The organism is Arthrobacter sp. TE12231 (genome assembly GCF_054062895.1).
Window position 1 is genome coordinate 2,912,110 of record NZ_JBSSFS010000001.1, and the last position, 25,694, is coordinate 2,937,803.

Consider the following 25,694-nt stretch of genomic DNA (forward strand, 5'->3'; position numbering starts at 1 on the left):
GGAGAAAGGTTCAGTGCCCCGCGGCGAGGTGCGTGGCGGGGTCGAACGGCTCGAACACTGACGAGCCGATCATGAAGATGCCTCGCTGCGGGATCCAGAAGTCCCCGAGCCTGTCCTGGACGGGCAGTGCTGAAGCCTGCCCCAGATTATGCCCCTGCAGGTGCGCTTCGCTCTCGCGGACAAACCACATCTGCCGCGGGCGCGCCCCAAAGGTCTGGCCGTTGGGCACCTTGCCCGTCAGCCCGATGTGCCCGGCCCCGAGCACCGGGCCGGCAACAGCCCCCATGGCGCGCAGGAACGTCCGGTTGCGCCACAGTTGCTCCGGGACCGACCCGGCCACCGCCGACATGAGCCGGGTGATGGGCGTTGCAGCCAGCGTCACGTCCCAGCCCAGGTCCACCTCGTCTCCGACTTCCACGCGGAAAGAGTAGTCGTCACGCCACCGGATGGAGATCCCGCCCGTCGACGCCGATCCGAGGGCGCTGCCGAAGTAGCGGGGGCATGAGGACCCGGGATTGGTGGTGCTGTGCATCGTCCAGACGCCGGCAGGATCGCGGATCCAGACCGAGTTGTAGCCCGGGCCGACGGAGGAGGCAGGAAAATGCCGCAGGGCCAGGATGTAGCCGGAGCTGAAAGGAACGCCCATCACGCCGTAGCCGGCAAACCGTTCTTGAGGGCCGGACGGCAGCCCGGGGTTCTGTTCCGCGGACTCAACAGCGGTGCGAGGACTTTGCATGGCTACGGCCTCCGTTTTGCTACATGTGAACGTGGAGCCGGCGCGCCGCTTCGGAGATGGAGCCGCTCAGCGACGGGTACACGGTGAAGGTGCTGGCGACGTCGTCGACGTGCAGTTTTTGGGTGACCGCAAGCGAGATCGCGAAGATGAGCTCCGAGGCGTTCGGGCCTACGACGACCCCACCGATCACTGTGCCGGAGCCCTTGCGGGCGAAGATCTTGACGAAGCCGTCGCGGTGGTTGCGCATCTTGGCGCGGGCGTTGCTGCGCAGGGACAGCTTGATGACGTCGGCCTGGTACTGGCCGGAGTCGATCTCAGCCTCGGAGACGCCCACGTTCGCGATCTCGGGCGAGGTGAAGATGTTGGACGCCACCTGGTGCAGCTTGAGCGGCATGACGCTGTCGCCTAGGAAGTGCGCGATCGCGATGCGGCCCTGCATGGCGGCCACGGACGCCAGCGCGAGGACGCCGGTGCAGTCACCGGCGGCGTAGATGTTCGGCGCCGTGGTGCGCGAGACGCCGTCGACCTTGATGTGGCCGCTCTCGGTGAGCGCGACGCCGGCTTCCTCCAGGCCGATGCCGGCCGTGTTCGGGATGGAGCCGACGCAGACGAGGCAATGGCTGCCGGTCACCTTCGAACCGTCGCCGAGGGTGACCACGACGCCGTCGTCCGTGCGTTCGACGGTCTCGGCGCGGGCACGGGAAAGAACCTTCAGCCCGCGGCGTTCAAAGACGCCCTCAAGCACCTCGGCGGCGTCCGTGTCCGAGCCCGGGAGCACCCGGTCGCGGCTGGAAATCAGGGTGACCTTGGAGCCCAGCCCGTTGTAGGCGGAGGCAAACTCCGCGCCCGTCACACCTGAACCAACCACGATGAGTTCTTCGGGGAGTTCGTCCATGTTGTAGATCTGGGCCCAGTTCAGGATGCGCTCACCGTCCGGACGGGCGGTGGGCAGCTCGCGGGGGTGGGCTCCGACAGCGAGCAGGATGGTGTCGGCTTCCACCGTTTCGGTGCCGTCGGCGGTCAGGACCTCGATGGTGTGGTTGTCCAGCAGCCGGCCGGAACCGATCAGGATGCGGACGTTCTGGTGTTCCAGCCCGGACTGGATGTCCTCCGACTGCTTCCGGGCCAGCCGCAGCAGGCGGTCGTTGATGTGCTTGAGGTCAGCGCGCATCGTCGGGCTGCAGTCGCCGCCGTCGAGGTCGAATTTAACGCCGAGCTCGCCGGCCTCGCCGACGCGGGTCATCAGGTCCGCCGTCGCAATGAGGGTCTTGGAAGGAACGACGTCGGTCAGCACCGCGGATCCGCCGAGTCCCGCACGCTCGATGATGGTGACCTGCGCCCCCAGCGAGGCGGCGACCATGGCGGCTTCGTAGCCGCCAGGCCCTCCGCCGAGAATTGCAATACGGGGTGAGCTGAAGTCAGGATGCGTAGTCACAATCAACCATTGTCCACCATCCGAACCGGAGCCACCAAGAATCCGGGGCGCCGCGGGTGCGGCCGCCCGCTATGGCGCCCGGGCGGCGCGGGTGCTGGGCAGCGGGCCCGGCACGCGATAGCTTGTACCAGTGAGCTATACAGAATTCCTGAACGCGGACCCCTTCGACGCCGCGCGAGACGCCGCCGCCTACATCGCCGAAGAGACGGGTGTCGATTCCCACGACGTCGCGCTGGTCCTCGGATCGGGCTGGGGCGACGCCGCCGAACTGATCGGCGAGACCACCGCCACCCTGTCCGCCAGCGAAATCCCCGGTTTCACCGCACCGTCGGTGGAGGGGCACGTGGGCACCATCCGCTCGGTGCTGACCAAGGAGGGCAAGCGGGCCCTCGTCCTGGGCGCGCGCACACACTACTACGAGGGCAAGGGCGTCCGCTCCGTGGTTCACGGCGTGCGCACCGCCGCGGCCACCGGCTGCAAGACCCTGGTGCTCACCAACGGCTGCGGCGGCCTGAACGAGGGCTGGGCTCCCGGCACGCCCGTGCTGATCAGCGACCACATCAACCTCACGGCCACCTCACCGCTGGAAGGCGCCACGTTCGTGGACCTGACGGACCTGTACTCGTCCCGGATCCGCGGCCTGGCACGCGAGGTTGACCCCTCGCTGGACGAGGGCGTGTACGCGCAGTTCACGGGACCGCACTACGAAACCCCTGCCGAGGTGCAGTACGCCAAGCGGATCGGCGCGTCCCTGGTCGGCATGTCCACCGCGCTCGAGGCCATTGCCGGCCGTCACGCGGGCATGGAGGTCTTCGGGATCTCGCTCGTGACCAACCTCGCCGCCGGGATCAGCCCCGTGCCCCTGAGCCACGAGGAAGTCCTCGAGGCCGGCCAGGCCGCCGGACCGCGCATTTCCAAGCTCCTCGCGGAGATCATCGCCAAACTCTGATCCGTGTGTTCGCGGCACGGTTCCGGTGACGGACCGTGCCTCTCCACGGTCCTGGACTGTCAGCCGAGGCTACTCCGCCGCCAGGTAGTCCAGGACCTTCACCTTGTCCGCCGGGAACCGGCGCTCCATCGAGTCCGCTATCCCGGCGATACTCTGGCGCGCCAGCGCCTGCCGCCAGGCGAGCTCGGCCTGGCGCATGGTCTGGGAAATGAGGCACGTCCGCGCGAAGTTCTCCTGCAGGGCCGGCTCCGGGACGTTCCCCAGGATCGCTTCACACCGGAAGGCTGGATCCGCGCCTTCCAGGGCCAGGACGATGTCCAGCACAGTGATGTTTTCCGGCCGGCGCGCCAACAGGAATCCGCCGCGGGGTCCCGAGACCGAGTCCAGCACCCCGGCCCGGACCAGCGACTGGAACTGTTTGTTCAGGTAGGCGGCGGGGAGCTTATAGAACTCGGCGAGGCGTGCACTGTTCACGGGCTCGCCCGGCGGTGTCCATGCCATGTTGACGCAACTGTGCACCGCCCACTCCACTCCACGGCCCATCTTCATATTCCAGACGCTACGTGTCCGGAAATTTGGGTGTCAAGGGCCGTTGCCAGCGCGCCCGGGCTGGCCGGACCCGGCCGTCCTGCCTGCTCTCCGCGCCGGGCGTGATGCAACTGAAACCCCAACTCCCGATTGTCAGGGGAGGAAACGCACACGATTGGCGATAGTTTGGTTCCTATGACGTCTTCTGATGCCGAACTCGCCCGACTCCTGAGCGACGCCCGCGACTGGGCCGACCAGGACCCGGACCCCGCCACTGCCGCAGCCCTGACCGAGCTGGTCCGCCTCGCCGACGAGGGCGTCGCGGTGGCCGGCCAGGAACTGGCCGACAGCTTCAGCGGCACTCTGCAGTTTGGCACCGCCGGACTCCGGGCGGCCCTCGGCCCCGGCCCGAACCGGATGAACCGGGTGGTGGTGCGCCGCGCCGCGGCGGGCTTCACCGCTTTCCTCACCAGCGCCGTCGAGGAGGCCTCCCCCGGCACCCGGCCGCGCGCCGTCGTCGGCTTCGACGCCCGCTACAACTCCGATGTTTTCGCCGAAGAAACCGCCGCGATCCTCACCGCTGCCGGAGTCGAAACCTTCCTCATGCCGGCCGCCCTGCCCACCCCGCTGCTCGCCTACGCGGTGCGGGCGCTGGACTGCGACGGCGGCGTCATGGTCACCGCCAGCCACAACCCGCCGCAGGACAACGGGTACAAGGTGTATCTGGGCCGTCACGCGGTCGAGGACAGCGGCCGCGGCGCTCAGATTGTGGCGCCCTACGATGCCCTGATTGCGGCGAAGATCGACGCCGTGGGCGCCCTGGATACCATCGCCCTGGCCGCGGACGGCTGGACCGTGCTGGAGACCTCCATAGCCGCCGACTACAAGGCCGCCGTCGCGGCCCTTGCGGCCCCGGAGCATTTCCCGGCCCGCGGGCTGAAGATCGTCCTGACCCCCATGCATGGCGTGGGCGGGGAAACGGCGGTGGCCGTGCTGAACGCCGCCGGCTTCACCGACGTCACGCTCGTCATGGAACAGGCGCAGCCGGACCCGGATTTCCCCACGGTGAACTTCCCCAACCCGGAAGAGCCCGGAGCCCTTGACCTGGCCCTGGAGACGGCGGCGCGCGTGGACGCGGACATTGTGATCGCCAACGACCCCGATGCTGACCGGGCGGCTGTGGCGGCGAAGGACCCGGCCACCGGCGCGTGGCGCATGCTGCGCGGCGATGAGGTCGGCGCCCTGCTGGGGGCCCACATCGTGGCGCGGCAGGCCGCCGCCGGCAAGGCACCGGCCGGCGTATTCGCCAACTCGATCGTGTCCTCCCGGCTGCTGGCGCGGATCGCGGCCGCGGCAGGCTACGCCCACGAGGAAACCCTGACCGGCTTCAAGTGGATTGCGCGCGTCCCCGGCCTGGTCTACGGCTACGAGGAAGCCCTGGGCTATTGCGTTGCCCCGTCGCTGGTGCGCGACAAGGACGGAATTTCGGCCGCGGTGCTGATCGCCGAACTCGCGGCGGCGGCAAAGGCCGGGGGCAAGACCATCTTCGACACCTTGGACGAGCTCTATCTGGTGCACGGGCTCCACGCGAGCGACCAGTTGAGCATCCGGGTGGCGGACCTTGGCCTGCTGGACGCCATGATGAACCGGCTGCGCGTCAGCCCGCCGGAATCGTTTGGCGGCTCAGGCGTCGAGTCCGTCACGGACCTGGCCGCGGGCAGCGAGCAACTGCCGCCGACCGAGGGCCTGCTGTACCTGACAAAGGACCTCAGCCGCGTCATCATCCGGCCCAGCGGCACCGAACCGAAGCTCAAGTGCTACCTCGAAGTCATCCGCAGCGTCGGCTCGGCCGCCGAACTGCCGGCGGCACGGAACGAGGCCCGCGCCGCGCTGGACAGCGTCCTCGCGGACGTCCGCGAGGCCCTGGGCCTCTAGAGCTCTGGGCGTCTAGAGCTCAACCTCAATGTACCCGCCCACAATCCGGGTACCGAAGGTTGCGATGCGCAGTTCCGGGCTGCCGAGGCACTCGCCCGTAACGAGGTCGTAGACCTCTTTGTGCAACGGCGAAGCCACCGTCGGGCGGTCCCCGCGTGAGCCCGTGATGCCGCGGGCCATGACATTCGCCCCGGTGGCCGGATCCTCGTTGGCGACGGCAAAAACCTCACCGGACACGGTCCGGAACATTGCGACCTGGCGCCCGGAAATCAATGCGGCCTCGCCCCACGCGGGTTCCAGGTCCGCCACGGCGCATACCCGGTGCCAGCCGGCTACGTTCACAACATCCTGCTCTGCGGTCTGACCCTCAAGGTCGTGTACTGCGGTTTCAAGTACGGCGGTCATCCCGGCCCCTCTCTGATGCATCCCTTACGGGCTCAACCGCTGCTGCGGCCACATATTCAAGCTAGGCCCGCGGTGTTTCATCCGGGCGCGCCCGATGTGTCCAACGCGTAAAAGAGAGCTCACCCGGCCGGAAATCCATTCGTGATGCAGAAGTTAAGACCACGAAACATAAGGGAAACTGAAGCGAAATTCCCGTTGCCTAGTCTGGAACGACAAGCTGCAGAGCACCGTCTGCGGCCCATGCGAAAGGCCCACCGTGACCGGACACCCCTCAAGCCACCCGAACCAGGGCGCTGCCAGCGCCGCCCCGCGCCGTATTGTGGTGGCCGGCGGCGGCCCCGCGGCGCACCGTTTCGCCGACGCCATGCACGCCCGCGGACTCGATGGCTGGCACGTAACAGTCCTCACCGAGGAAGCGCACCTCCCCTACGACCGCGTCGCACTGAGCAAGGCACTCACGGACAGCGACGTCGACCTCACCCTGGGCAGCGCCTCCATGTGGGACCACGCGGCCCTCAACCTCAAGACCGGCGAGCGCGTCACCAGCATCGACGCCGCCGGCAAGACGGTCAGGACCGCGGCCGGAACCGTCTACCCCTATGACGAGCTCGTCGTCGCGACGGGCTCGGACGCGGCCCGTCTTCCCATCCCGGGCGCCGAACTCACCCACGTCTACCGCACCCTCGAGGACGTCTGGTCCATCAACACGGCGATCGCGGACCTCACCGAGAAGCTCGGCCGCAAGGTCAACGCGGTCACCATCGGCGGCGGTCTTCTGGGCCTCGAATCAGCGGCCGGCACCGAACAGCTCGGCGCCACCCCGATCGTCATCAACGGCTCCCCATGGCTCATGAACACCCAGCTGGACGAGGGCGCCGGACAAGCGCTCGGCCGGCTCATCGAGGCCAAGGGCTTCACCGTCCACGGCGGTGTGTTCCCCTCCGAGGTCCTCTCCGACGACGACGGCCAGGTCACCGGGGTCCTCATGGCCGACGGCCGGATCATCGCCGCCGACATCGTGATCGTCGCGATCGGCGTGCGGCCCCGCGACGAGCTGTTCCGCGCCGCTGAGGGCGAAGCGCAGCAGTTCCAGCTCGGCCAGCGCGGCGGCGTCGTCATCTCCGACGACTGCTCCACGGAAGTTCCCGGCATCTGGGCGATCGGCGAGGTCGCCAACTTCGGCGGCATGTGCCTGGGCCTCGTGGCCCCGGCCAACACGATGGCCGAAATCGTCGCGGACCGGCTGCACGGCGGCGACGCAACCTTCCCCGGCTTCGACACGGCCACCAAACTCAAGCTCTCCGGCGTCGACGTGGCGAGCTTCGGCGACGCCTTCGCCCGCACGGAACACTCCCTCGAAATCGTCTATGCCGACCCCGCCCGCGGCGTCTACCAGAAGATCGTCACGACGGACGACGCCAAGACCCTCCTCGGCGGCATCTTCGTCGGCGACGCCGCCCCTTATACGTCCCTGCGCCCCATGCTGGGACGCGAGCTGTCCGCCGAGCCCGGCGCCTACCTTACCGCGGCCGGCGGAGGCGAGGCCCCGGAGACCGAGCTGCCGGACGATGCCATTCTCTGTTCCTGCAACAACGTGACGGCCGGAACCATCCGTGACACCGTCAACGGCTGCGGTGCCTGCGACGGCAACGCGCCCGTCCAGGAACTGGGCGAGCTGAAGGGCTGCACCCGCGCCGGCACCAGCTGCGGTTCCTGCGTGCCGATGCTCAAGAAGCTGCTGGAAAGCGAACTCACGAAGTCCGGCGTCGAAGTCTCGAAGGCACTGTGCGAGCACATCGAGCTGTCCCGCCAGGAACTGTTCGATGCCATCCGCGTCCTGGAGCTGACCTCTTTCGAGGAGATCATGGCCAAGTACGGCACCGGCGCGGGCTGCGACATCTGCAAGCCGACCATCGCCAACATCCTGGCCAGCCAGAACAGCGCCTACGTCCTGGACGCGGGCCGCGGAACCCTGCAGGACACCAACGACCGCGCCCTGGCCAACATGCAGAAGGATGGCACCTACTCGGTGGTCCCCCGCATCGCCGGCGGCGAGATCACCCCGAAGAAGCTCGGCGTGATCGCCGCCGTCGCCGACAAATACGGCCTTTACACCAAGATCACCGGCGGCCAGCGGATCGACATGTTCGGCGCCCGGCTGGAGCAGCTCCCGGAAATCTGGAAGGAACTCGTGGATGCCGGCTTCGAATCCGGCCAGGCCTACGGCAAGAGCCTGCGCACCGTGAAGTCCTGCGTCGGCTCCACCTGGTGCCGCTTCGGGGTCCAGGACTCGGTGGCTATGGCCATCCAGCTTGAACTGCGCTACCGGGGCCTCCGCAGCCCGCACAAGCTGAAGATGGGTGTCTCCGGCTGCGCCCGCGAATGTGCCGAGGCCCGGGGCAAGGATGTGGGCGTCATCGCCACCGCGGACGGCTGGAACCTGTATGTCGGCGGCAACGGCGGCGCCACCCCGGCGCACGCCCAGCTGCTCGCCAAGGACCTCGACGACGAAACCCTGATCAAGTACATCGACCGCTACTTCATGTACTACATCCGCACCGCCGACCGCCTGCAGCGCACCGCGCGCTGGCAGGAAGAGCTCGACGGCGGCATCAAGCACGTGGAGGACGTGGTGGTGCACGACACCCTGGGCATCGCTGAAGACCTCGAGGCCGCCATGGCCAAGCACGTTGACACCTACGTCGACGAATGGGCCGACACCCTGAAGGACCCCGAGCGCCTGCGCCGCTTCCGCTCCTTCGTCAATGCCCCCGACCAGAAGGACGATTCCATCACCTTCGTCCCCGACGAGCGCGGCCAGATGCGCCCCGCCACGGCAGAGGAAAAAGGGAAAGTGCTGATCGGCGCGTCCATTCCGGTCCGTGCCACCACCCCGGGACAGCTTGATGAGAACGAGGTATAGCCATGCAGCTCAGCATTGATCTCACCGGACGCGAAGTCCTCGTCACCGGCTCCGAGCACGCCGCGCGACAGGCCGCGCGGCGCTATGAAGCCGCCGGCGCCGTCGTGTACCGCCTCAGCACCCCGCAGGGTGCCGGCAACGACGGTCCGCTGCCCGAGCGCCCGTTCCTGGTGGCAGCGGTCGACGACGGCCAGCCCGGCTGGGAGACCCTCCTGGACCGCTGCCGTGCCGCGGGCATTCCGGTCGCGGCCGAGCCGGCTGCCGGCCCGGCGGGACACGTCACGCTGGTGGGCGGCGGCCCCGGGACCCCCGAACTGCTGACCGTCGCCGCCGTGGCGGCGCTGCGCGATGCCGACGTCGTGTTCTACGACCGGCTCGCCCCCTACCAGGAGCTGCCGTCCCTGACGTCCGCGGACCTCGTGGACGTGGGCAAGAAACCCGGCCACCACAAGGTCAGCCAGGCCGACATCGAAAAGCTCATGGTGGAAAGCGCGCTGGCCGGCAACAATGTGGTCCGTCTCAAGGGCGGGGATCCCTATGTCTTCGGCCGCGGCGGCGAGGAAGTCGCGTCCTGCGTCGCTGCCGGTGTTCCGGTCCGCGTGGTCTCCGGGGTCACGAGCGCCATCTCGGTGCCGGCCGCCGCCGGCATCCCCGTCACCCACCGCGAAGTCAGCCACATGTTCACCGTGGTGTCGGGCCACGCCCCGCTGACCGAAAACGAGCTCAAGCACCTCGCCGGGCTCGGCGGCACCATTGTGGTCCTGATGGGCATCGGCACCCTGCACCACCTCGCCGCCGGGCTCCGCCGGGCCGGAATGCGGTCCGACATGCCGATGGCCGTCGTCGAGCGCGGCTACCGCCCCGGCCAGCGCACGACGATCGCCGAGCTGGGCACCATCACCTCCGCGGCCGCCGGCTGCAGCAACCCCGCCGTCCTGGTGATCGGTGAGGTCGTCCGGGTGGCCGAGGCCAACCGGGGCTGCGCCGAGGCCGCGGCAGAGCTCGACCGCCTGGCCGCATCACTGATGGAAGCGTAGGGATTTTCATGACCGCACTGAACGCCATCGCCGAGGATGGGTCCGAGAAGGACCTTCCGCTGGACGGCTTCCGGATCGGCGTCACCTCGCACCGCCGCTCCCAGGACCTCATCGAGGCCCTGGAGCGCCGCGGTGCCGAGGTGCTCCACGCCCCGGCGCTGAAGATCGCCCCGGTCCGGGAGGACCAGAGCCTGGTCGAGGACACCCGGGCGATCATCGCCGCCCGGCCCGACCTCTGCATCGCCACCACCGCCTACGGCATGCGCCGCTGGTGCGAGGCGGCGGACACCTTCGGCATTGGCGAACAGCTGCTCGAAACCCTGTCCTCCACCCGCATGTTCGTCCGCGGACCCAAGGCGCGCGGCGCCGTCCGTGCGGCCGGGCTCGCCGACGTCGGGATCAGCAGCGACGAAACCACCTCCACACTGGTGGACATGCTCCTTGCCGAGGGCGTGCGGGGCAAAACTGTCGCGGTACAGCTGCACGGCTACACCGACGTCCGCCAGCTCGAGCGCTTGCGCATGTCCGGCGCCACCGTCCTGACGGTCACCCCGTACCGCTGGGTCAAACCCGACGGCGCCGACCGGCTGCCCAAGCTCATCGAGGCCGCGTGCAGCGGCAACCTGGATGTCCTGACCTTCACGAGCGCCCCCGCCGTGGATGCGATGTGGAGCACGGCGCACGAGATGGGCGTCTACAAGCAGCTCGTGGAGAGCCTGAAGACCACTGTGGCAACCGCCGTCGTCGGTCCCATCACCGCACAGCCGCTGATCGACGCCGGCCTGCAACCGCTGATCCCGGAACGGTTCCGGATGGGCGCCCTGATCCGGCTGGTGTGCGAGCACCTCGCCCTCAACCACGTCCGCCGGCTGGACACCGTCTCCGGCAGCGTGGAGCTGCGCGGCCGCTCGCTGCGGATCAACGGCGAACCCGTCGACATGGCGCCCGCGCCCCTGCTGCTGCTGCGCGCGCTGATCGGCGCCGGCGGGGCCGTGCTGTCCCGCGAAGCGCTCTCGGACCTGTTGGAACTGCGCGGCTCCGTGCACGCCCTGGACATGACCGTCAGCAGGCTGCGGTCGGCGCTGCCGGACACCCGTCTGGTCGAAACCGTGGTGAAGCGCGGCTACCGGATCCGGGTCTAATGCCGGCGGCGGAGGCGTCTCTGCGGAGGGCTCGCCGCCGGGATGTGACGCACGGCATTACCGGCCGGTAAATACTGGCGAACGGACAGGGCCGAAGAGGCAACACCCGGGAAACACCCCGGAAAAATCGGGCGCCTAGGCTGGGGTTCATCAAGCACACCGGCCACACGATGGCCACCCCAGCGAAAGGGCCAGCACATGTCCGCTCCGGCATTGTCTCCCACCTCCGGCACGTCTTCCTCGAAGTCAGCCGCTGCATCCACCGCCGATTCTCCGACGACAGCCACCACGGCCGCCCGGCCCAGGATCGTCATCGCCGGCGCCGGCCCGGCCGCCCTGGCCCTGGTCCGCCAGCTCACCCGGACCCCGTTTGCCGGTGCCATCACGGTGCTCAGCAACCGCGATGACGCGCCCGAGGAACTGCTGGAGCTCGCCGTCCTGCCGCAGGTGTCCGTCCGCTTCGGCCAGCCGGCCAGCTACATCGATGCCGGGAACCGCCTCGTGACCACCGCCGACGGCATGGAATTCAGCTACGACGAACTCGTCATCGCCACCGGGTCCGCCCCCGCCGAGGCCCCGGTGGAAGGCGCCGCCCGGTGCCTGAGCTACTCCACGATCGACGACGCCGCCCGGCTGGGCGACGCCGTCAAGGACGTCACCCGGGTCCTGGGCCGGCGCCCCCTGGGCATCCTGGTCGGCACCGGCTCCGCCGCCGGCCAGGCCGAGGCCGTGCTCCGGTCCCGCGGCGTCCGTCCCGTCCGCACCACTGTCCGGCCCGCCGCCGTCGTTCCCACCCTCGCCGGGTCGGTCCTGCCGGCATCCGGCATCGTGTTCGAGGACGGCTCCAGCATGAACGGCGACCTCGTGATCCTCGCCGAGGAGCGCATCGCCCGGGACGAACTGGCCGCCACGGCAGGACTCACCACCGCACCCGGCGGCGGAATTGTCATCGGCCAGGACTTCCGCACCTCCGTGCCCGGCATCTGGGCAATCGGGGACGCCGCGGTGTACGACGGCGTCCGGCTGGGACTGCTCGTGGCGTCCGGCTCCGCCGCGTCGGTGTGCGCCTCCCAGCTGCTGCAGGCCACCATGGGAAGCCCGCTCGCCGCGGCTGCCTGATCGTGAGTGGCCGGCCCGGCGGGCACATCCGCCGGGCCGGTCCTATGGCAAGATGGTCACCTGATAAGCCGCGAACCGTGCGGCGCCGACAGGGCCCGCAGGCCCACAAGGCCCGGGTAAAGGACCGCCGCGTCCCAGGCCCGCCAGGAAAGGGACCACCATGAGCCACGAAGCCGCCGCCGAGGGCACGCCCGGCATTGCCTCCTACATCGACCACACCCTGCTCAAGCCGGAGGCCAGCGAGGCCGAGATCCTCAAGGTCTGCGCCGAGGCGGCCGAGTACCATTTCAAGTCGGTCTGCGTGAACCCGGTGTGGGTCAAGACAGTCAAGACCGCGCTCAAGGGTTCCGGCGTGCTGACGTGCTCCGTGGTCGGTTTCCCGTTGGGCGCCACCCCGAGCGACGTCAAGGCGTTCGAGGCCCGCGGCGCCGTCCTGGACGGTGCCGAAGAAGTGGACATGGTCATCAACATCGCCGCGGCACGCGCCAACGACAAGGGCGCGCTGGTGGATGACATCGCCGCCGTCGCGGAGGCCGTCCACGAGGGCGGCGCCATCCTGAAGGTCATCATCGAAACGGCGCTGCTGAGCGATGAGCAGAAGGTGCTCGCCTGCGAGGCTGCGGTTGCGGCCGGGGCGGACTTCGTGAAGACCTCCACCGGTTTCAACGGCGGCGGTGCCACGGCCGCGGACGTCGCCCTGATGCGCCGCACCGTGGGCCCGGACCTTGGCGTCAAGGCCTCCGGGGGCGTGCGATCCCTGGCCGATGCACAGGCTATGATTGCTGCAGGTGCAACACGTATTGGCGCCAGCTCCGGCATCGCGATCGTCACGGGTGAACAGGGTTCGTCCGCGTACTGATCCGCGCCGGCAGTGCCCACAGTTTTGAGCCCCCAGGGGCCGAGGAGGAACGAATGTCCAGCAACAACACCGAGTCCCGGCGGGTCGAGAACAGCCTCGGATCCAGCATCGCCTTGTTCGTGCCGATGATGGTCCTGTTCTTGGGGGCGATTTACTCGCTGACCTTCCTCACTCTGGACAACCCCTGGCCAATGGCCGTCTGCCTGGTCCTCTTCGCCCTCGCCTTCTGGATCCCGCAGACGCTGCTGGGCCGCTCGGATTCGGCCGGCGAAAACTAGGCTTTCCCGATCCTTAAATGACTGAAGCTCCGGATGTCCGGAGCTTCAGTCATTTAAGCTGCCTGCACCAGCGCGAACAGGCCTTTGACCAGTCCGGTGCCCAGCGCCAGGGCCGCGGGGAAGTGCGCCTTCGCCACGGCCAGTCCCGCACCGAACATGCCCACCATCGCGTAGCCGCTCACCGGGATCAGGACCAGCCATTCCCTTCGCGAGCCCGCCCGGCCCAGCAGCGGGATGGAGAACGCCCCGTTGGCCTTCCAGACGTTCTTGAGCAGCGGCAGTTTCCGCAGCACCTTCGGCGGCTTGATCACCAGCGGCCAGAGCAACGGCACTCCCCCGGTGGTGATCATGTCACCCACAATGTGCACCAGCACGCCGGTGAGCATCGAGACCGGCAGCCAGGTCCACTGGTGCGGCGCGAACCACGTCACCAGGCCCGCCATGACCAGCGCGAAGACCCAGTTGCTGATCCAGCCGTACTTGGGAAAGAGCTTCAGTGCCTTCGCGGCGATGTTGATCATGAACATGCACAGCAGGCCGGCCCCGACGGACAGCAGCCCCCACCGGGTCTGCACCTGCAACTGCCCGGCGATCGTGGCCAGCAGCACAAAGAATGCCGCGCCCAGTACCGAATGCGTGCCCTGCCGGTGGCCGCCGCTGACGTTCTCGATGCCGCGCGCCACCATGTTGGACAGCGGCGGCAGGGCGTGCGCCACGGTGCTGGCACGGTGGTCCCAGTCGCAGACCAGCGCGGTCCCCGCCGTCGCCATGGCGCCGATCACGATCCCCGTGGGGTCCAGCGGGTACCAGCCCAGGGCGTAGGGGCCGGTCGAGGCAATAGCTACCCACGCCGCGGCTCCCGACGCGGCGTGGTGTCCTCCCATCACTCTTTACTTCACCGCCAGCGGGACGTCGGTGAAGATGTTGCGGATAACACCGTTGGCCCATTCGAGGATTTCGGCGTCCTGCAGGTCCCGGCCGCCGATCCTCGCGGTCTTGGGCTTGGGGATGAGCACGGCGTCCAGGGCAGGCTTCGCCTGCGCGCCCGGGTACATCCGGGTGAGCCGCATGAGCTTGGACTCCGGGAGCTGGGCCGGGGAGAACTTGATGAAGTTGCCCTGCAGCGCGACGTCGGACAGTCCGGCCTCGCGGGCGCCCACCCGGAAGCGGGCGACGTCGATCAGGTTCTTCGCCGGCAGCGGCAGTTCGCCGTAGCGGTCCACGAGCTCGGCGAGGACCTCGTCGATCGCCTCGTACGTGATGGCGCCGGCGAGTTTGCGGTACGCCTCCAGGCGCAGCCGTTCGCCGGGCACGTAATCGTGCGGCAGGTGCGCGTTGACGGGCAGTTCGATCTTCATCTCGGCGGCCTTCTCTTCGGCCTCGCCGCGGTATTCTGCCACGGCCTCGCCCACGAGCCGGATGTACAAATCGAATCCGACGCCCTGGATGTGGCCGGACTGTTCTCCGCCCAGCAGGTTGCCGGCGCCGCGGATTTCGAGGTCCTTCATGGCCAGCTGCATGCCGGCGCCGAGCTCGTTGTGGGTTGCGACGGCCTTGAGCCGCTCCAGCGCCACCTCGCCCAGGGGTTTCTCCGAGGGGTACAGGAAGTAGGCGTACGCCCGTTCGCGGCCGCGGCCCACGCGCCCGCGCAGCTGGTGCAGTTGCGAGAGCCCGTACTTGTCCGCGCCGTCGACAATCAGCGTGTTCGCGTTGGAGATGTCCAGTCCGGTTTCGATGATGGTGGTGCAGACCAGGACATCGAAGCGCTTCTCCCAGAAGTCCACGATGATCTGCTCAAGCCTGCTCTCGGTCATCTTGCCGTGTGCGACCTCCACCCGGGCTTCCGGGACCAGCTCGCGGATCTTGGCTGCGGTGCTGTCGATCGTTGAGACCCGGTTGTGGACGAAGAACACCTGCCCTTCGCGCATGAGTTCCCGGCGGATAGCAGCGGAGGTCTGCTTGTCCGTGTAGGGCCCCACGTAGGTCAGCACGGGGTGGCGTTCTTCCGGCGGCGTGGCGAGGGTGGACGTTTCGCGGATGCCGGTCAGGGACATCTCCAGGGTCCGCGGAATCGGGGTGGCACTCATGGCCAGGACGTCCACGTTGGTGCGCATCTTCTTCAGCGCCTCTTTGTGTTCGACGCCGAAGCGCTGCTCCTCGTCCACGATCACGAGGCCCAGGTCCTTGAACGCGAAGTCCTTGGACAGCAGCCGGTGCGTGCCGATGACGACATCCACCGCGCCGGATTTGACCCCTTCGGCGGTCTCCTTGGCTTCTTTCGAGCCCTGGAAGCGGGAGAGCGGCTTGACCCGAAGCGGGAACCCGGAGAACCGCTCGGTGAAGGTCTCGTAGTGCTGCTGGGCCAGCAGCGTGGTGGGCACCAGCACCGCCACCTGCTTGCCGTCCTGGACCGCCTTGAACGCGGCCCGCACGGCGATTTCGGTCTTGCCGTAGCCGACGTCGCCGGAGATCAGCCGGTCCATGGGGATCTCGCGTTCCATGTCGGCCTTGACCTCGTTGATGGTGGTCAGCTGGTCCGGGGTTTCCACGTACGGGAAGGCTTCCTCCAGTTCGCGCTGCCACGGGGTGTCCGGGGCGAACGCGTGTCCGCGCGAGGCCATCCGGGCCGAGTACAGCCGGATGAGCTCGCCGGCGATTTCCTTGACGGCCTTGCGGGCCTTGGACTTGGTGCTCGCCCAGTCCGCCCCGCCCATCTTGCTCAGCGCGGGGGTGTCCCCGCCGACGTAGCGGGTGACCTGGTCCAGCTGGTCGGTGGGCACGAAGAGCCGGTCGCCGGGGGCGCCGCGCTTGGACGGGGCGTATTCCAGCACGAGGTATTCGCGCACCCCGTCCCCTCCCCCGGCCACCTTGCGCTGGATCAGTTCCACGAACCGGCCGATGCCGTGCTGTTCGTGCACCACCGAGTCGCCGGCCACGAGCTGCAGCGGGTCCACGGCGTTCCGCCGCTTGGAGGGCATCCGCCGCATGTCCTTCGTGGACCCGGCGGACGTCCGGCCCAGCAGGTCCGCCTCCGTCAGCAGCGCCACCTTCAGCGGGTCCAGGACAAAGCCGCGTCCGACGGCGGCGGTGGTCACCTCGATCAGGCCGGCCTGCGGCTCGTCGTCGAGCCTGTCCACCCGGGCACACGGGATGTTGTTGTCATGGAAGAGTTCGGCGAGCCGCTGGGCCGGGCCCGGGCCCTCGGTGACCACCACGATCCGCCACTGGTCCCGCACTCGGGAGCCGATGAAGTCCATCATTTCGGCCACGTCGCCCTGGTAGCCGCGGGGTTCGCGGGCATGCAGGTTCAGGACATCGACGTCGGGCAGCAGGTCCTCGTCCGTGGCCAGGGAAGTGATGGACCACCACGAGACACCGTGGGCCAGGGCCGTGGTGCGGGTGTCTGTCAGCGACCGGAAGCTGGCCGAATGCAGGGCCTCGGACGCCGCGGAGCTCAGGTCCAGGGGTGCGGTCCCGCCGTCGGAGGCCGTGGACCAGGCCGCCTCGAGGAATTCCTCGTTCGTGGCGGCGAGGTCGTGGGCCCGGGTGCGGACCTTTTCCGGTTCGATCACGACGGCAACGGAGCCGGACGGGAGCTGGTCCAGGAACGGGACCATGGCGTCCACCAGCACCGGCGCCAGGGACTCCATGCCCTCGATCGCGATGCCGCCGGCGATCTTTTCCAGCATGTCCGCCGCGGCCGGCAGCTGGGACTTCAGCGTCGCCGCGCGGGACATGACCGAGGGCGTGATGAGGATTTCGCGGCAGGGCGGGGCGTGGAGCTCGGTGGGATGGTGGACGCCCGGCGCGGAGAGGGAGCGCTGGTCGGCGACGGCGAACCACCGCATCTGTTCGACTTCGTCGCCGAAGAACTCGACCCGGATCGGGTGGTCTTCGGTGGGCGGGAAGACGTCCAGCATGCCGCCGCGCACCGCGAATTCGCCGCGGCGCGTGACCATGTCCACCCGGGCGTAGGCGGCCGCCGCAAGGCTCTTCACGACGTCGCCGAACGGGGCCTCCTGGCCGGTGGTCAAGGTGACGGGGACCAGTTCGCCCAGGCCTGCCACGATCGGCTGGACCACGGCCCGGACCGGGGCGACGACGACGCGCAGCGCGCCGGCGCCACCCGCTTCGGGGTGGGCCAGGCGGCGGAGCACGGACAGCCGGCGGCCTACCGTGTCCGAGCGCGGCGAGAGCCGTTCGTGCGGGAGGGTTTCCCAGCTGGGGAACTCGGCGACGGCGTCGGCCGGCAGGTAGGCACGCAGTGCCTCTGTCAGGTCCTCGGCCTCCCGGCCGGTGGCCGTGACGGCCAGGACGACCGGGGCCCGGCCGGCACCTGCGTCAGGACCCGCCGAGATGCCGTCGGCCACTTCCGCGAGAAGCGTCGCCCGGAGGCCGGCCGGGGCGCTGATCTGGTAGTCCTCGCTGCGGCCGGCGAATCCGCGGGAGGCCTCGGCCCGGACGCGGGCGTAGGTGCGGTCCTCGGCGAGGACGCGGCGCAGGCCGGTGAGAGAGGGGCCGTTGAGGCTCATAGCTGTTGCTCCTGAGATGATCACGGAAATGCAGGCAACACGAATAGCCGAAATTCGCAAGAATCCCGGGTCTTCCAAGCCTACCGCGGAGCCCGGGGGCGGCCGCACCGGGCCCCGCGGGCTGGGGCCGTCCCCGGACGCTCCCCGGTCCCCGGAAGGCCCCATCGGAAGGTCACATGGGGCTAGGCTGGCGAAAGGGACCGGCGGCGGCCATCCGCCGCGGCCCCCGCTCCGAATGGCTTGGTAGGCCACCCGCCAACCTGCTGGATGAGAAGGAGTCACCATGAACAAGTCCGTGCTCGTCACCGGGGCCACCGGCTACATCGGCGGCCGCCTGGTCCCCCGGCTGCTGGAAGCGGGGCACCGGGTCAAAGTCCTGGTCCGGACGCCGGCCAAGATCGCCGGGGTGCCGTGGCTGGACGACGTCGAAGTGGTCCAAAGCAGCCTCGACGACGGCGAGGCACTGCGGGCGGCGCTCGACGGCGTCGACGTCTTGTACTATCTGGTCCATTCCATGGCGGCCGGCGCCGGCTTTGAGGCCAAGGAACAGGCGATGGCCGCGACGGCGGCCCGGGCGGCGGCCGCGGCCGGGGTGGACCGGATTGTGTACCTTGGCGGGCTGCACCCGGCCGGCGCCGAGCTGTCCACCCACATGCGTTCCCGTGAGGCGGTGGGGAAAGTCTTCCTGGACAGCCCGGTGGACGCGGTGGTCTTCCAGGCCGGCGTCGTCATCGGGTCCGGCTCGGCGTCGTTCGAAATGATCCGCCACCTGTCCGAGACGCTCCCGCTGATGCCCGCCCCGAGCTGGGTGCGCAACAAGATCGAGGCGATCGCCGTCCGGGACGTGCTGTACTACCTCGTGGCCGCGGCGTCGCTGGAAGGACCCATCAACCGGACGTTCGATATCGGCTGCCGCCAGGTGCTCAGCTACGCGGGCATGATGAAGGAGTACGCCGCCGAGGCCGGCCTGCCGCACCGGGTGGTCCTGGCGCTGCCGGTCCCCGCGCCCAAGCTGGCCGGCATGTGGGTGGCCCTGACCACCCCGATCCCGCTCGCCATGTCCCTGCCGCTCGTCGAATCGCTCCAGCACGACGCCGTCGCCCGGGAGCACGACATCGATGCCTACATCCCGGTGCCGGAGGGCGGCCTGACGCCCTACCGCAAGGCCGTCGCCCTCGCCCTGGGCAAGGAACGCGACGGCCAGGTGGAAACCACGTGGGCCAGCGCCGGCGTCGACGCCGATCCCCTGCCGAGCGACCCGGAATGGTCCGGCCACACGGTGTACCTGGACGAGCGCAGCTTCCACAGCGAGGTCGAACCCAGGCACGTGTGGACTGTCATTGAGGGCATCGGCGGCCGGAACGGCTGGTATTCGCTGCCGCTGGCCTGGCAGGTGCGCGGCTGGCTGGACAAGCTCACCGGCGGGGCAGGGCTGCTGCGCGGGCGCCGGCACCCGCACCTGCTGGCGGAGGGCGAAGTGGTGGACTGGTGGCGGGTCGAGCGGATCGACCGCGGCCGGCTCCTGCGGCTCCGGGCCGAAATGCGGGCCCCGGGCCGGGCGTGGCTTGAGCTCTCCGTGGAGCCGGAGGGCACCGGCAGCCGTTACCGCCAGCGCGCCATCTTCTTCCCCAAGGGCCTGAGCGGCCGCCTCTACTGGCTCGCCGTACTGCCGTTCCACAGCGTCATTTTTCCCGCGATGTCGCGGAACATCACCGCCGCTGCCCGTGATCTGGAAAACCTCGAATCGGAGCCTGCCAGCCACACCACGTAGGATGTTGGAGCCCGAAACGTCCACTTCCACACCACGGAGGACCCCCCAATGGCCCTGAGTGCATCCACTACCGTTCCGCACAGCGTCGACCGCGTTACCGCGGTTTTCGTCGATGAAGACTTCCTGCGCCACACGAGCGAGCTCGTTGGCGGCACGCTGGAATCCTTCGCCCTCGACGGAGATCCCGCCGGCGCGTTCAGCACGACCACCGTACGGACCATCCCCACCACCCGGATGCCGGATATCGCCCGGAAATTTGTCGGCGAGAGCCTGAAGGTGACGCAGCTGGAAGCCTGGGAGGCGCCCGCCGCCGACGGTTCCCGGCAGAGCAAGATCTCGCTGAAGGTCGCCGGCGCACCGCTGGATGTGAACGCTGTCCAGCGTCTCGTGTCGGACGGCGGCAGCACCCGGATCGAGCTCGAGGGCAACGTGACCTCCTCGGTGCCGTTCCTTGGCGGCAAGATCGCCGATGCCGCAGAACCGATGGTCGGCAAGGCCCTGAACCTGCAGTCCCAGCAGGCCCAGGCCTGGCTCGAGAGCCACTAGCACCATGCAGCTGCCCGCGTTCCTCGCCGTCGTCCTGATTGTCTCCGGCGTCTGGTCCCTGGTCGTCTGGCCGCAGTTCCTGCGGCGCGTCATGAAGGACCCGCGGGCCCGCGACGCCAACGGCAAGGCCACGCGCTTCCTGACCGTCCATGTGGTCCTCGTCAGCATCTCCATGGTGCTGGGGGCCGCGACGGCGGCAATCGGCATCGCCGGGCTGGTCAGCTAGCATTCGGCACGCCGGCGGTTGCCTCCGCCGGCGTGCCGAACGTCCTGCCCCGGTGACGAACGGGCGCTAGAATCAGCAAAAAGGTGGACCGCTGAAAGGGGACGCCGTTGTCACCCCGCCGTGCGGCCGTCTGGGGGCTGGGCGCCTACATTTTTGTCCTTGGCCTGATCGCCCTCTGGCCTGTTCCCGTGGACCGGGACGCGTCCGATTTTCTGATGCGCTCACTGCGGAAACTGCACCGGTGGGGCGTCCCGCCGTGGTTCGACTACGGCGTGGTGGAATTCACCTCAAACGTGATCCTGTTCGTTCCGCTGGGCGCCCTGGTCGCCCGGATCCTGGGCCAGCGGCTCTGGTGGTGCGGGGCTGCGGCCGGCTTCGTGCTCTCCGCGCTGATCGAGCTCTCCCAGCTCGCCTTCCTCCCGGCGCGATTCCCCTCGGTCGCGGACGTCGCCGCGAACACCTTCGGCGCCATGGTCGGCGCCCTCCTGGCCCTCGTGTTCATGGCACGCCACGAACACGCCATGACACCCTGAGCTCAGGCCGCCAGCGCCTGGCCGAGGGCGTCTTCCGCGGCCACCCAGGAGAGCATGGCGCACTTGACCCGGGCGGCGTAGCGGGATACGCCCTCGAATGCGGCGGCGTCGCCCAGCAGCTCCGGGTCGGCCGCCACCTTGCCGCGCGAGCGCAGCACTTCGCGGAAGCTGTCAATCACGGCGCGCAGCTCCTCGACGGTCATGCCCTCGGCAAGGTCCGTCAGCACGGAGGCCGAGGCCATCGAAATCGAGCAGCCATCGCCGTCCCAGCGCAGCTCACTGACTTTCCCGCCGGCCACGGACACCCGGACCGTGATCTCGTCGCCGCAGGTCGGATTCAGCTGGTGGGACTGCCCGCTGCTGGCCCCCGCAGGTGCCTCGGCCGCGGCCAGGCCGCTGCCGTGACGGGCCTTGGAGTGTTCCAGGATGATCTGCTGGTAGAGCTGGTCAAGACTCATGGATGTCCGTCCTAGGCTTGGAAGTAGGCACGGACATCGGCGACCGCGTTGAGGAACGCGTCCACATCGTCCGTGGTGTTGTACAGGTAGGTGCTGGCCCGGGTCGTGGCCGTCAGTCCGAGCCGGCGGTGCAGCGGCTGGGCGCAGTGGTGTCCCACTCGCACGGCAATGCCCCGGCTGTCCAGGAACTGGCCGACGTCGTGCGCGTGGACGCCCGCGACGTCGAACGCGGCAAGGCCAATCCGTTCCTCCCCCGCCGCGGGGCCCAGGACCCGGATTCCGGGGATGGAGCCCAGGCCTTGCACCAGCCGCTGCCCGAGTTCTGCCTCCCAGGCATGGATGCGGTCGATACCGGTTTCGCTGAGATAGTTCACCGCCGCGGCGAGGGCGACGGCCTGCGAAATGCGCTGGGTGCCGGCCTCGAAGCGCTGCGGGCTCGGCAGGAAGCCCGCCCTTTCCATCGTGACTGTGGTGATCATGGAGCCGCCGGTCAGGAACGGCGGCATGGCGTTGAGCAACTCCGAGCGGCCGTAGAGGGCCCCTATTCCGGTGGGCGCGAGCATCTTGTGGCCGGAGAACACCGCGAAGTCGACGTCGAGCGCCTTGACGTCCAGGGGCAGGTGCGGCGCGGACTGGCACGCGTCGAGCACCACGAGCGCCCCCGCGGACCGGGCCAGGGCTACGAGGGCCGGCACGGGGTTGATAGTGCCCAGGACGTTGGAGGCGTGGGTGAATGCCAGCACACGGGTGCGGGGGCCGATGATGCCGGCGGCGGCCTCCAGGTCCAGGGCTCCGGCGTCGTCGATGGGGATGAACTTCAGGACTGCGCCGGTCCGGGCCGCCAGCTCCTGCCAGGGAATCAGGTTGGCGTGGTGTTCCATTTCCGTGACGACGAGTTCGTCGCCCGGGGCCAGCGCGAACCGGGCGGCGTCGGGAGTCGCGCCGGGCAGGGAGGCGTTCAGGAACGAGTAGGTGAGCAGATTCAGGCCCTCCGTGGCGTTGGAGGTCCAGATGAGTTCGTCCCACTCCGCTCCGATGAAGTCGGCCACGGTCTCCCGGGCGTTTTCGAAAACCTCGGTGGCCTCGACGGCAAGATGGTGTGCCCCGCGGTGCACCGCAGAGTTCCGCTGCTCATAGAACTCCTGCTCGGCCTCGAGCACGCTTAGCGGGTTCTGCGAGGTGGCCCCGGAGTCCAGGTAGACGAGCGGTTTGCCGTTGACCTGCTGCTGCAGGATCGGGAAGTCGTTGCGGATCCTCAGGACCTCGTCGTTTCCGAGCGCGGCGGCAGAGCGGCGGAGGTGGGCTGGGGTGGCAACCATGGCGGGGACTCCTGGATCGGCGTTCGCTGCGGCGCACCCCGGCCGGCCGGGCAGCCGGCCGCAGGAAATACGTCACACAGATTAAACCTAATTATCCCACGTTCCCGCAGCCCTCCTGCGCGGCCACCGCGCGGAGCCGCACGCCGCGGAACTCTACGGGAGGTCCGGCGTCGTAATTCTTCAGCAGGGTCAGCCACGCCCCGCCGTAGCGGGTGTCCCCGGAGGAGACCTCCCACCCGGAGGTTCCGCCGCCGTCCCGGCGGACGCCAACGCGCCACGGACCCACCGACACCACGAACTTCATCCACTCCCCGGACCGCGGCGCCGGGGAGCCGGTTTCCGCCAGCCGGACGGGGGCCGCCGGCCCGGCGTCCTGCCGGTAGAGCGCCATGGTGCCGTCCGCGACGACGTCCAAAGCGTAGCCGGGGACCTTCGGGGCCGACCCCGGACGGTTCGGCGCGTCGGTGTCCTGGCCAAAGGCCACGCCCGCCCCGGGTCCGGCCGCGGGGAGCCCGGACGGCCAGCGGAGCTCGAACTCGAACTCCCAGTCCTGGGAATCCACGGCCCCGGCGAGCGAGCCCAGCACATAGCCGGACTTATCCGGGCCGGACATGCGGACGGCCCCGTCGGCAAAAGCCGGCTGGTCATCCCAGACGGCGTCGGCGGCCCACGGCAGATCGCCGGTTCCGCGGCGCCCGGCGGCGAAGCCGTCCTGCTGGAGCGGGCCGTCCTGGTGCAGGACATAGCGGACGTTGGCGCAAATGAACCCCCGGACGCCCAGGTCCCGGAGTCGGGCGTACTCGCTGCGCCGATGCAGTTCCCAGGCGAGTACCGGTTTGCCGGAGGCGACCACCTGGCGGATCATCGCTTCCGGAACGTTGTAGTGGACTCCCAGCAGGTCTGTCCGCGGGATGAGCTCCGGCATCTTGCCCTGGTCCCGCGCGGTCATGTAGCCGAAGGTGGTGTAGCCCCGGGCCGCGGCGAGGGCGTGACCGGGCGACGCGGAAGGCTGCTTCCACACCACGTGGTCCCGGGCCGCGGGATAGCTCTCCAGGAGGGTCAGGATTTTGTCGGCGTTGGTCCCGGGCTTGTCCTCCAAGAAGATCACATGGCTGGCCGCGAAGGTGTCCAGGACGTCAGTGAGGAGCGCGATGGGCTCCAGCGGTGTGGCCGGTCCCAGCCAGGCCCGGGCGTCGTTGCGCAGCCGCTCCAGCGCGGCGTAGGGTGCCCGGGCGATGGTCAGGTCAGTGCCGGTCAGCCGCCGGGTGTTCAGGTCGTGGTGGCAGACGAGCACACCGTCCAGGGTGGCGGACACCGAGACCTCGATCGCCTTCAGCCCGGCGTCCGCGGCTCCCTGGTAGGCCCGCATGGTGTGCTCCGGCCAGTTGTCCCCCGAGCCCCGGTGGGCGACGAAGAACGACGGCGATGCCAGCAGCGTGGCGAGCGTGAAGGGCCCGTTGTCCCCCGGCGCCGCGACGGCGCCCTCCGTGACGAAGACCCCGGCCGCGGACGCCGCCGGCGCGATCACCGGCCGCGGTCGGGAAGCGACCCCGGCCGCCGGGCTTCCGGGGCAGCCCGCGCAGCCGGCCGCACCCAGTACGGTCCCGGCGGCGGCGAGGCCCAGGAACTGCCGCCGGCCGATCATGACGAGCCGGCGTCCGGCAGGTTCGCCGCGGCGAGGGCCGGGGCCTTCACGGGGGCAGTCGCAGGCGCCGTACGTGCCCGGGCCTCATCGGTGGCGATGACCACCATGGCCAGCACAGTCCAGATCACGATGCCGGCGGCGGAACGCGTGGCCAGGGAGCTGTACGTTTGCGGAATGACCACTGCCATGACGCCGGCCAGCGCCAGGCCCGGGTACCCGGTCCGCAGGCCGCGGAGCACCATAACGGCCATGGAACCGAAGTAGAGCAGGGCGAACAGGAGCCCGAAGTCGATGCCGTACATCAGGGTGGGGTTCTCGAAGCTCGATTTCAGCCCGGCCTGGGCCGCCAGCCGGAAGCTGGAACCGATCCCCTGTCCGGCCACCGCGAAGTCGCTCCAGCGGCTCAGGAAGTACTCCACGGCAACGCCCCGCGCCTCGCCGGACCCGGTGTCGTTGGCAACCCGCGCCGCCACGCCGGCCACCAGCGGGGACGCCATGATGGCCATGCCGGCTCCCGTCATCACCGTGAGCATGACCGTCTTGACCCAGACGGGCCGGCGCACAAAAAGCACCACCATCACGGTCGCCACGGCCAGCGCCACAAGTCCCACGCGGGACTGCGAAATCAGCATGGCGACCGCCATGAGGCCCAGCAGCCCGGCCTGCAACCACTGACGCGTGAGGCCTGCCACCAGCGGAGCCGCAACCGCGATGGCGAGGGAGAGTGCGAGCGGCTGGTCCAGCGTCCCCATCCAGCGCCCGTAGTCCCTCGCGAACCAGTACTGGGTCTTGAACCCTGACTCGTAGAACAGGACCCGGCCCGTCAGCCACTGCGCGACGGCGACGGCACACGCGAGGGCAACGAGCGCCAGGAGCACGGACCGGAGGATCACCACGAGCCTTCCGCCCCGGACGGCGTCGGAGAGCAGGAGCAGGAAGAACAGCACCGGCGCCGCGATCTGGTCCACCAGCACCACCATTCCACCCCCTGTGTCTGAGGTGGACGTGGCCAGGAACGCCGCCGCCATGACAACGCCCAGAATCAGGAACAGGGGGAAATGCCGGCCCAGGACCACGCGGATGCTGCCCGGGTCGTGAAACAGCCGGACGAGGAAGATCGAGAGCACCAGCCAGGTCGCGGCGTGGACGGACAGCGGGCCGGAGGACACTCCGGTGACGGTCGCGGACCCGATGGCCGGCACCAGCAGCCATAGGGCCAGCACCGCCGCCGCCGGCACCCTGACCTTCCTGCGGAAGAAGAACGCCGCCGCGAGGCACAGTCCGATCCAGGCCGCCAGCTGCATTCAGGCCACCCTGC

At 69.2% G+C, this 25,694-nt stretch carries 22 protein-coding genes; 12 read left to right on the plus strand and 10 right to left on the minus strand.

All coding sequences use genetic code 11. The features are described from left to right. Positions 1-10 precede the first annotated feature (10 nt). Both ACVWYS_RS13170 and ACVWYS_RS13175 read right to left on the minus strand, forming a co-directional pair. Positions 11-736 carry a hypothetical protein gene (locus ACVWYS_RS13170; RefSeq protein ID WP_456509882.1) on the minus strand — a complete coding sequence of 242 codons (726 nt, stop codon included), beginning with the start codon at positions 734-736 and terminating at the stop codon, positions 11-13. Positions 737-755: 19 nt separating this feature from the next. Further along, a complete protein-coding gene (locus tag ACVWYS_RS13175; protein WP_456509883.1) occupies positions 756-2,171 on the minus strand; it encodes an NAD(P)H-quinone dehydrogenase in 1,416 nt (471 codons plus the stop codon). Positions 2,172-2,301: 130 nt separating this feature from the next. Between ACVWYS_RS13175 and ACVWYS_RS13180 the strand changes: the two genes are divergently transcribed. Further along, positions 2,302-3,120 carry a purine-nucleoside phosphorylase gene (locus ACVWYS_RS13180; RefSeq protein WP_456509884.1) on the plus strand — a complete coding sequence of 273 codons (819 nt, stop codon included), beginning with the start codon at positions 2,302-2,304 and terminating at the stop codon, positions 3,118-3,120. A 69-nt stretch (positions 3,121-3,189) separates the two neighbouring features. On the opposite strand, the gene ACVWYS_RS13185 is transcribed toward ACVWYS_RS13180, so the two are convergent. Continuing rightward, on the minus strand, positions 3,190-3,669 hold the full coding sequence (locus ACVWYS_RS13185; RefSeq protein ID WP_116766078.1) for an RrF2 family transcriptional regulator: 480 nt from the start codon (positions 3,667-3,669) through the stop codon (positions 3,190-3,192). Positions 3,670-3,843: 174 nt separating this feature from the next. Here ACVWYS_RS13185 and ACVWYS_RS13190 point away from each other — a divergent pair, with 174 nt between their 5' ends. Continuing rightward, positions 3,844-5,583 carry a phospho-sugar mutase gene (locus ACVWYS_RS13190; protein WP_456509885.1) on the plus strand — a complete coding sequence of 580 codons (1,740 nt, stop codon included), beginning with the start codon at positions 3,844-3,846 and terminating at the stop codon, positions 5,581-5,583. A 12-nt stretch (positions 5,584-5,595) separates the two neighbouring features. On the opposite strand, the gene nirD is transcribed toward ACVWYS_RS13190, so the two are convergent. Next, the gene (gene nirD / locus ACVWYS_RS13195) at positions 5,596-5,988 is read right to left on the minus strand and encodes a nitrite reductase small subunit NirD (RefSeq protein WP_456509886.1); all 393 of its coding nucleotides are present in this window, start codon (positions 5,986-5,988) and stop codon (positions 5,596-5,598) included. Positions 5,989-6,244: 256 nt separating this feature from the next. On the opposite strand from nirD, the gene nirB reads away from it, so the two are divergent. From nirB to ACVWYS_RS13225, 6 genes are all read left to right on the plus strand, one after another. Next, positions 6,245-8,911 carry a nitrite reductase large subunit NirB gene (nirB, locus tag ACVWYS_RS13200; RefSeq protein WP_456509887.1) on the plus strand — a complete coding sequence of 889 codons (2,667 nt, stop codon included), beginning with the start codon at positions 6,245-6,247 and terminating at the stop codon, positions 8,909-8,911. Between the two features lie 2 nt (positions 8,912-8,913). Then, positions 8,914-9,948, plus strand: a complete 1,035-nt coding sequence (cobA, locus tag ACVWYS_RS13205; RefSeq protein ID WP_456509888.1) for a uroporphyrinogen-III C-methyltransferase — start codon at positions 8,914-8,916, stop codon at positions 9,946-9,948. Between the two features lie 8 nt (positions 9,949-9,956). Then, positions 9,957-11,090, plus strand: a complete 1,134-nt coding sequence (locus ACVWYS_RS13210) for a uroporphyrinogen-III synthase (RefSeq protein WP_116766073.1) — start codon at positions 9,957-9,959, stop codon at positions 11,088-11,090. A 198-nt stretch (positions 11,091-11,288) separates the two neighbouring features. Continuing rightward, entirely contained in the window at positions 11,289-12,209 is a 921-nt protein-coding gene (locus ACVWYS_RS13215) for an FAD-dependent oxidoreductase (RefSeq protein WP_456509889.1), read from the plus strand. 160 nt (positions 12,210-12,369) lie between these two features. Continuing rightward, complete coding sequence (gene deoC, locus ACVWYS_RS13220) at positions 12,370-13,068, plus strand: deoxyribose-phosphate aldolase (RefSeq protein WP_116766071.1); 699 nt, start codon at positions 12,370-12,372, stop codon at positions 13,066-13,068. Between the two features lie 53 nt (positions 13,069-13,121). Then, complete coding sequence (locus tag ACVWYS_RS13225) at positions 13,122-13,346, plus strand: hypothetical protein (protein WP_091250653.1); 225 nt, start codon at positions 13,122-13,124, stop codon at positions 13,344-13,346. A gap of 53 nt (positions 13,347-13,399) precedes the next feature. On the opposite strand, the gene ACVWYS_RS13230 is transcribed toward ACVWYS_RS13225, so the two are convergent. Then, positions 13,400-14,230 carry a metal-dependent hydrolase gene (locus ACVWYS_RS13230; RefSeq protein WP_456507184.1) on the minus strand — a complete coding sequence of 277 codons (831 nt, stop codon included), beginning with the start codon at positions 14,228-14,230 and terminating at the stop codon, positions 13,400-13,402. Between the two features lie 6 nt (positions 14,231-14,236). Then, positions 14,237-17,878, minus strand: a complete 3,642-nt coding sequence (gene mfd / locus ACVWYS_RS13235; RefSeq protein ID WP_456509890.1) for a transcription-repair coupling factor — start codon at positions 17,876-17,878, stop codon at positions 14,237-14,239. A 283-nt stretch (positions 17,879-18,161) separates the two neighbouring features. Between mfd and ACVWYS_RS13240 the strand changes: the two genes are divergently transcribed. The 4 genes from ACVWYS_RS13240 (at position 18,162) to ACVWYS_RS13255 (ending at position 20,954) form a co-directional block, all read left to right on the plus strand. Continuing rightward, complete coding sequence (locus ACVWYS_RS13240; RefSeq protein WP_456509891.1) at positions 18,162-19,649, plus strand: SDR family oxidoreductase; 1,488 nt, start codon at positions 18,162-18,164, stop codon at positions 19,647-19,649. Positions 19,650-19,697: 48 nt separating this feature from the next. Then, positions 19,698-20,195, plus strand: a complete 498-nt coding sequence (locus ACVWYS_RS13245) for a DUF2505 domain-containing protein (RefSeq protein WP_116766067.1) — start codon at positions 19,698-19,700, stop codon at positions 20,193-20,195. A 4-nt stretch (positions 20,196-20,199) separates the two neighbouring features. After that, entirely contained in the window at positions 20,200-20,421 is a 222-nt protein-coding gene (locus ACVWYS_RS13250) for an SCO4848 family membrane protein (RefSeq protein WP_116766066.1), read from the plus strand. 107 nt (positions 20,422-20,528) lie between these two features. Continuing rightward, complete coding sequence (locus tag ACVWYS_RS13255; protein ID WP_161958198.1) at positions 20,529-20,954, plus strand: VanZ family protein; 426 nt, start codon at positions 20,529-20,531, stop codon at positions 20,952-20,954. Positions 20,955-20,956: 2 nt separating this feature from the next. Here ACVWYS_RS13255 and sufU read toward each other — a convergent pair whose 3' ends face one another. The 4 genes from sufU to ACVWYS_RS13275 form a co-directional block, all read right to left on the minus strand. Further along, the gene (sufU, locus tag ACVWYS_RS13260; RefSeq protein ID WP_344364083.1) at positions 20,957-21,412 is read right to left on the minus strand and encodes a Fe-S cluster assembly sulfur transfer protein SufU; all 456 of its coding nucleotides are present in this window, start codon (positions 21,410-21,412) and stop codon (positions 20,957-20,959) included. 11 nt (positions 21,413-21,423) lie between these two features. Further along, complete coding sequence (locus ACVWYS_RS13265) at positions 21,424-22,731, minus strand: cysteine desulfurase (protein ID WP_456509892.1); 1,308 nt, start codon at positions 22,729-22,731, stop codon at positions 21,424-21,426. A gap of 91 nt (positions 22,732-22,822) precedes the next feature. Beyond that, a complete protein-coding gene (locus tag ACVWYS_RS13270; RefSeq protein ID WP_456509893.1) occupies positions 22,823-24,376 on the minus strand; it encodes a glycerophosphodiester phosphodiesterase family protein in 1,554 nt (517 codons plus the stop codon). Beyond that, complete coding sequence (locus ACVWYS_RS13275) at positions 24,373-25,680, minus strand: hypothetical protein (RefSeq protein ID WP_456507190.1); 1,308 nt, start codon at positions 25,678-25,680, stop codon at positions 24,373-24,375. Before ACVWYS_RS13275 ends, ACVWYS_RS13270 begins: the two co-directional genes overlap by 4 nt. Positions 25,681-25,694 lie beyond the last annotated feature (14 nt).

What these genes read in the sequence shown, in the direction of transcription:
- ACVWYS_RS13230 (WP_456507184.1), bottom strand. Translation starts at nt 14,230, where the DNA reads ATGGGAGGACACCACGCCGCGTCGGGAGCCGCGGCGTGGGTAGCTATT.
- mfd (WP_456509890.1), bottom strand. Translation starts at nt 17,878, where the DNA reads ATGAGCCTCAACGGCCCCTCTCTCACCGGCCTGCGCCGCGTCCTCGCC.
- ACVWYS_RS13240 (WP_456509891.1), top strand. Translation starts at nt 18,162, where the DNA reads ATGAACAAGTCCGTGCTCGTCACCGGGGCCACCGGCTACATCGGCGGC.
- ACVWYS_RS13270 (WP_456509893.1), bottom strand. Translation starts at nt 24,376, where the DNA reads ATGATCGGCCGGCGGCAGTTCCTGGGCCTCGCCGCCGCCGGGACCGTA.
- ACVWYS_RS13190 (WP_456509885.1), top strand. Translation starts at nt 3,844, where the DNA reads ATGACGTCTTCTGATGCCGAACTCGCCCGACTCCTGAGCGACGCCCGC.
- ACVWYS_RS13275 (WP_456507190.1), bottom strand. Translation starts at nt 25,680, where the DNA reads ATGCAGCTGGCGGCCTGGATCGGACTGTGCCTCGCGGCGGCGTTCTTC.
- ACVWYS_RS13245 (WP_116766067.1), top strand. Translation starts at nt 19,698, where the DNA reads ATGGCCCTGAGTGCATCCACTACCGTTCCGCACAGCGTCGACCGCGTT.
- nirD (WP_456509886.1), bottom strand. Translation starts at nt 5,988, where the DNA reads ATGACCGCCGTACTTGAAACCGCAGTACACGACCTTGAGGGTCAGACC.
- ACVWYS_RS13225 (WP_091250653.1), top strand. Translation starts at nt 13,122, where the DNA reads ATGTCCAGCAACAACACCGAGTCCCGGCGGGTCGAGAACAGCCTCGGA.
- ACVWYS_RS13265 (WP_456509892.1), bottom strand. Translation starts at nt 22,731, where the DNA reads ATGGTTGCCACCCCAGCCCACCTCCGCCGCTCTGCCGCCGCGCTCGGA.
- ACVWYS_RS13215 (WP_456509889.1), top strand. Translation starts at nt 11,289, where the DNA reads ATGTCCGCTCCGGCATTGTCTCCCACCTCCGGCACGTCTTCCTCGAAG.
- sufU (WP_344364083.1), bottom strand. Translation starts at nt 21,412, where the DNA reads ATGAGTCTTGACCAGCTCTACCAGCAGATCATCCTGGAACACTCCAAG.
- ACVWYS_RS13250 (WP_116766066.1), top strand. Translation starts at nt 20,200, where the DNA reads ATGCAGCTGCCCGCGTTCCTCGCCGTCGTCCTGATTGTCTCCGGCGTC.
- ACVWYS_RS13210 (WP_116766073.1), top strand. Translation starts at nt 9,957, where the DNA reads ATGACCGCACTGAACGCCATCGCCGAGGATGGGTCCGAGAAGGACCTT.
- ACVWYS_RS13185 (WP_116766078.1), bottom strand. Translation starts at nt 3,669, where the DNA reads ATGAAGATGGGCCGTGGAGTGGAGTGGGCGGTGCACAGTTGCGTCAAC.
- ACVWYS_RS13170 (WP_456509882.1), bottom strand. Translation starts at nt 736, where the DNA reads ATGCAAAGTCCTCGCACCGCTGTTGAGTCCGCGGAACAGAACCCCGGG.
- deoC (WP_116766071.1), top strand. Translation starts at nt 12,370, where the DNA reads ATGAGCCACGAAGCCGCCGCCGAGGGCACGCCCGGCATTGCCTCCTAC.
- cobA (WP_456509888.1), top strand. Translation starts at nt 8,914, where the DNA reads ATGCAGCTCAGCATTGATCTCACCGGACGCGAAGTCCTCGTCACCGGC.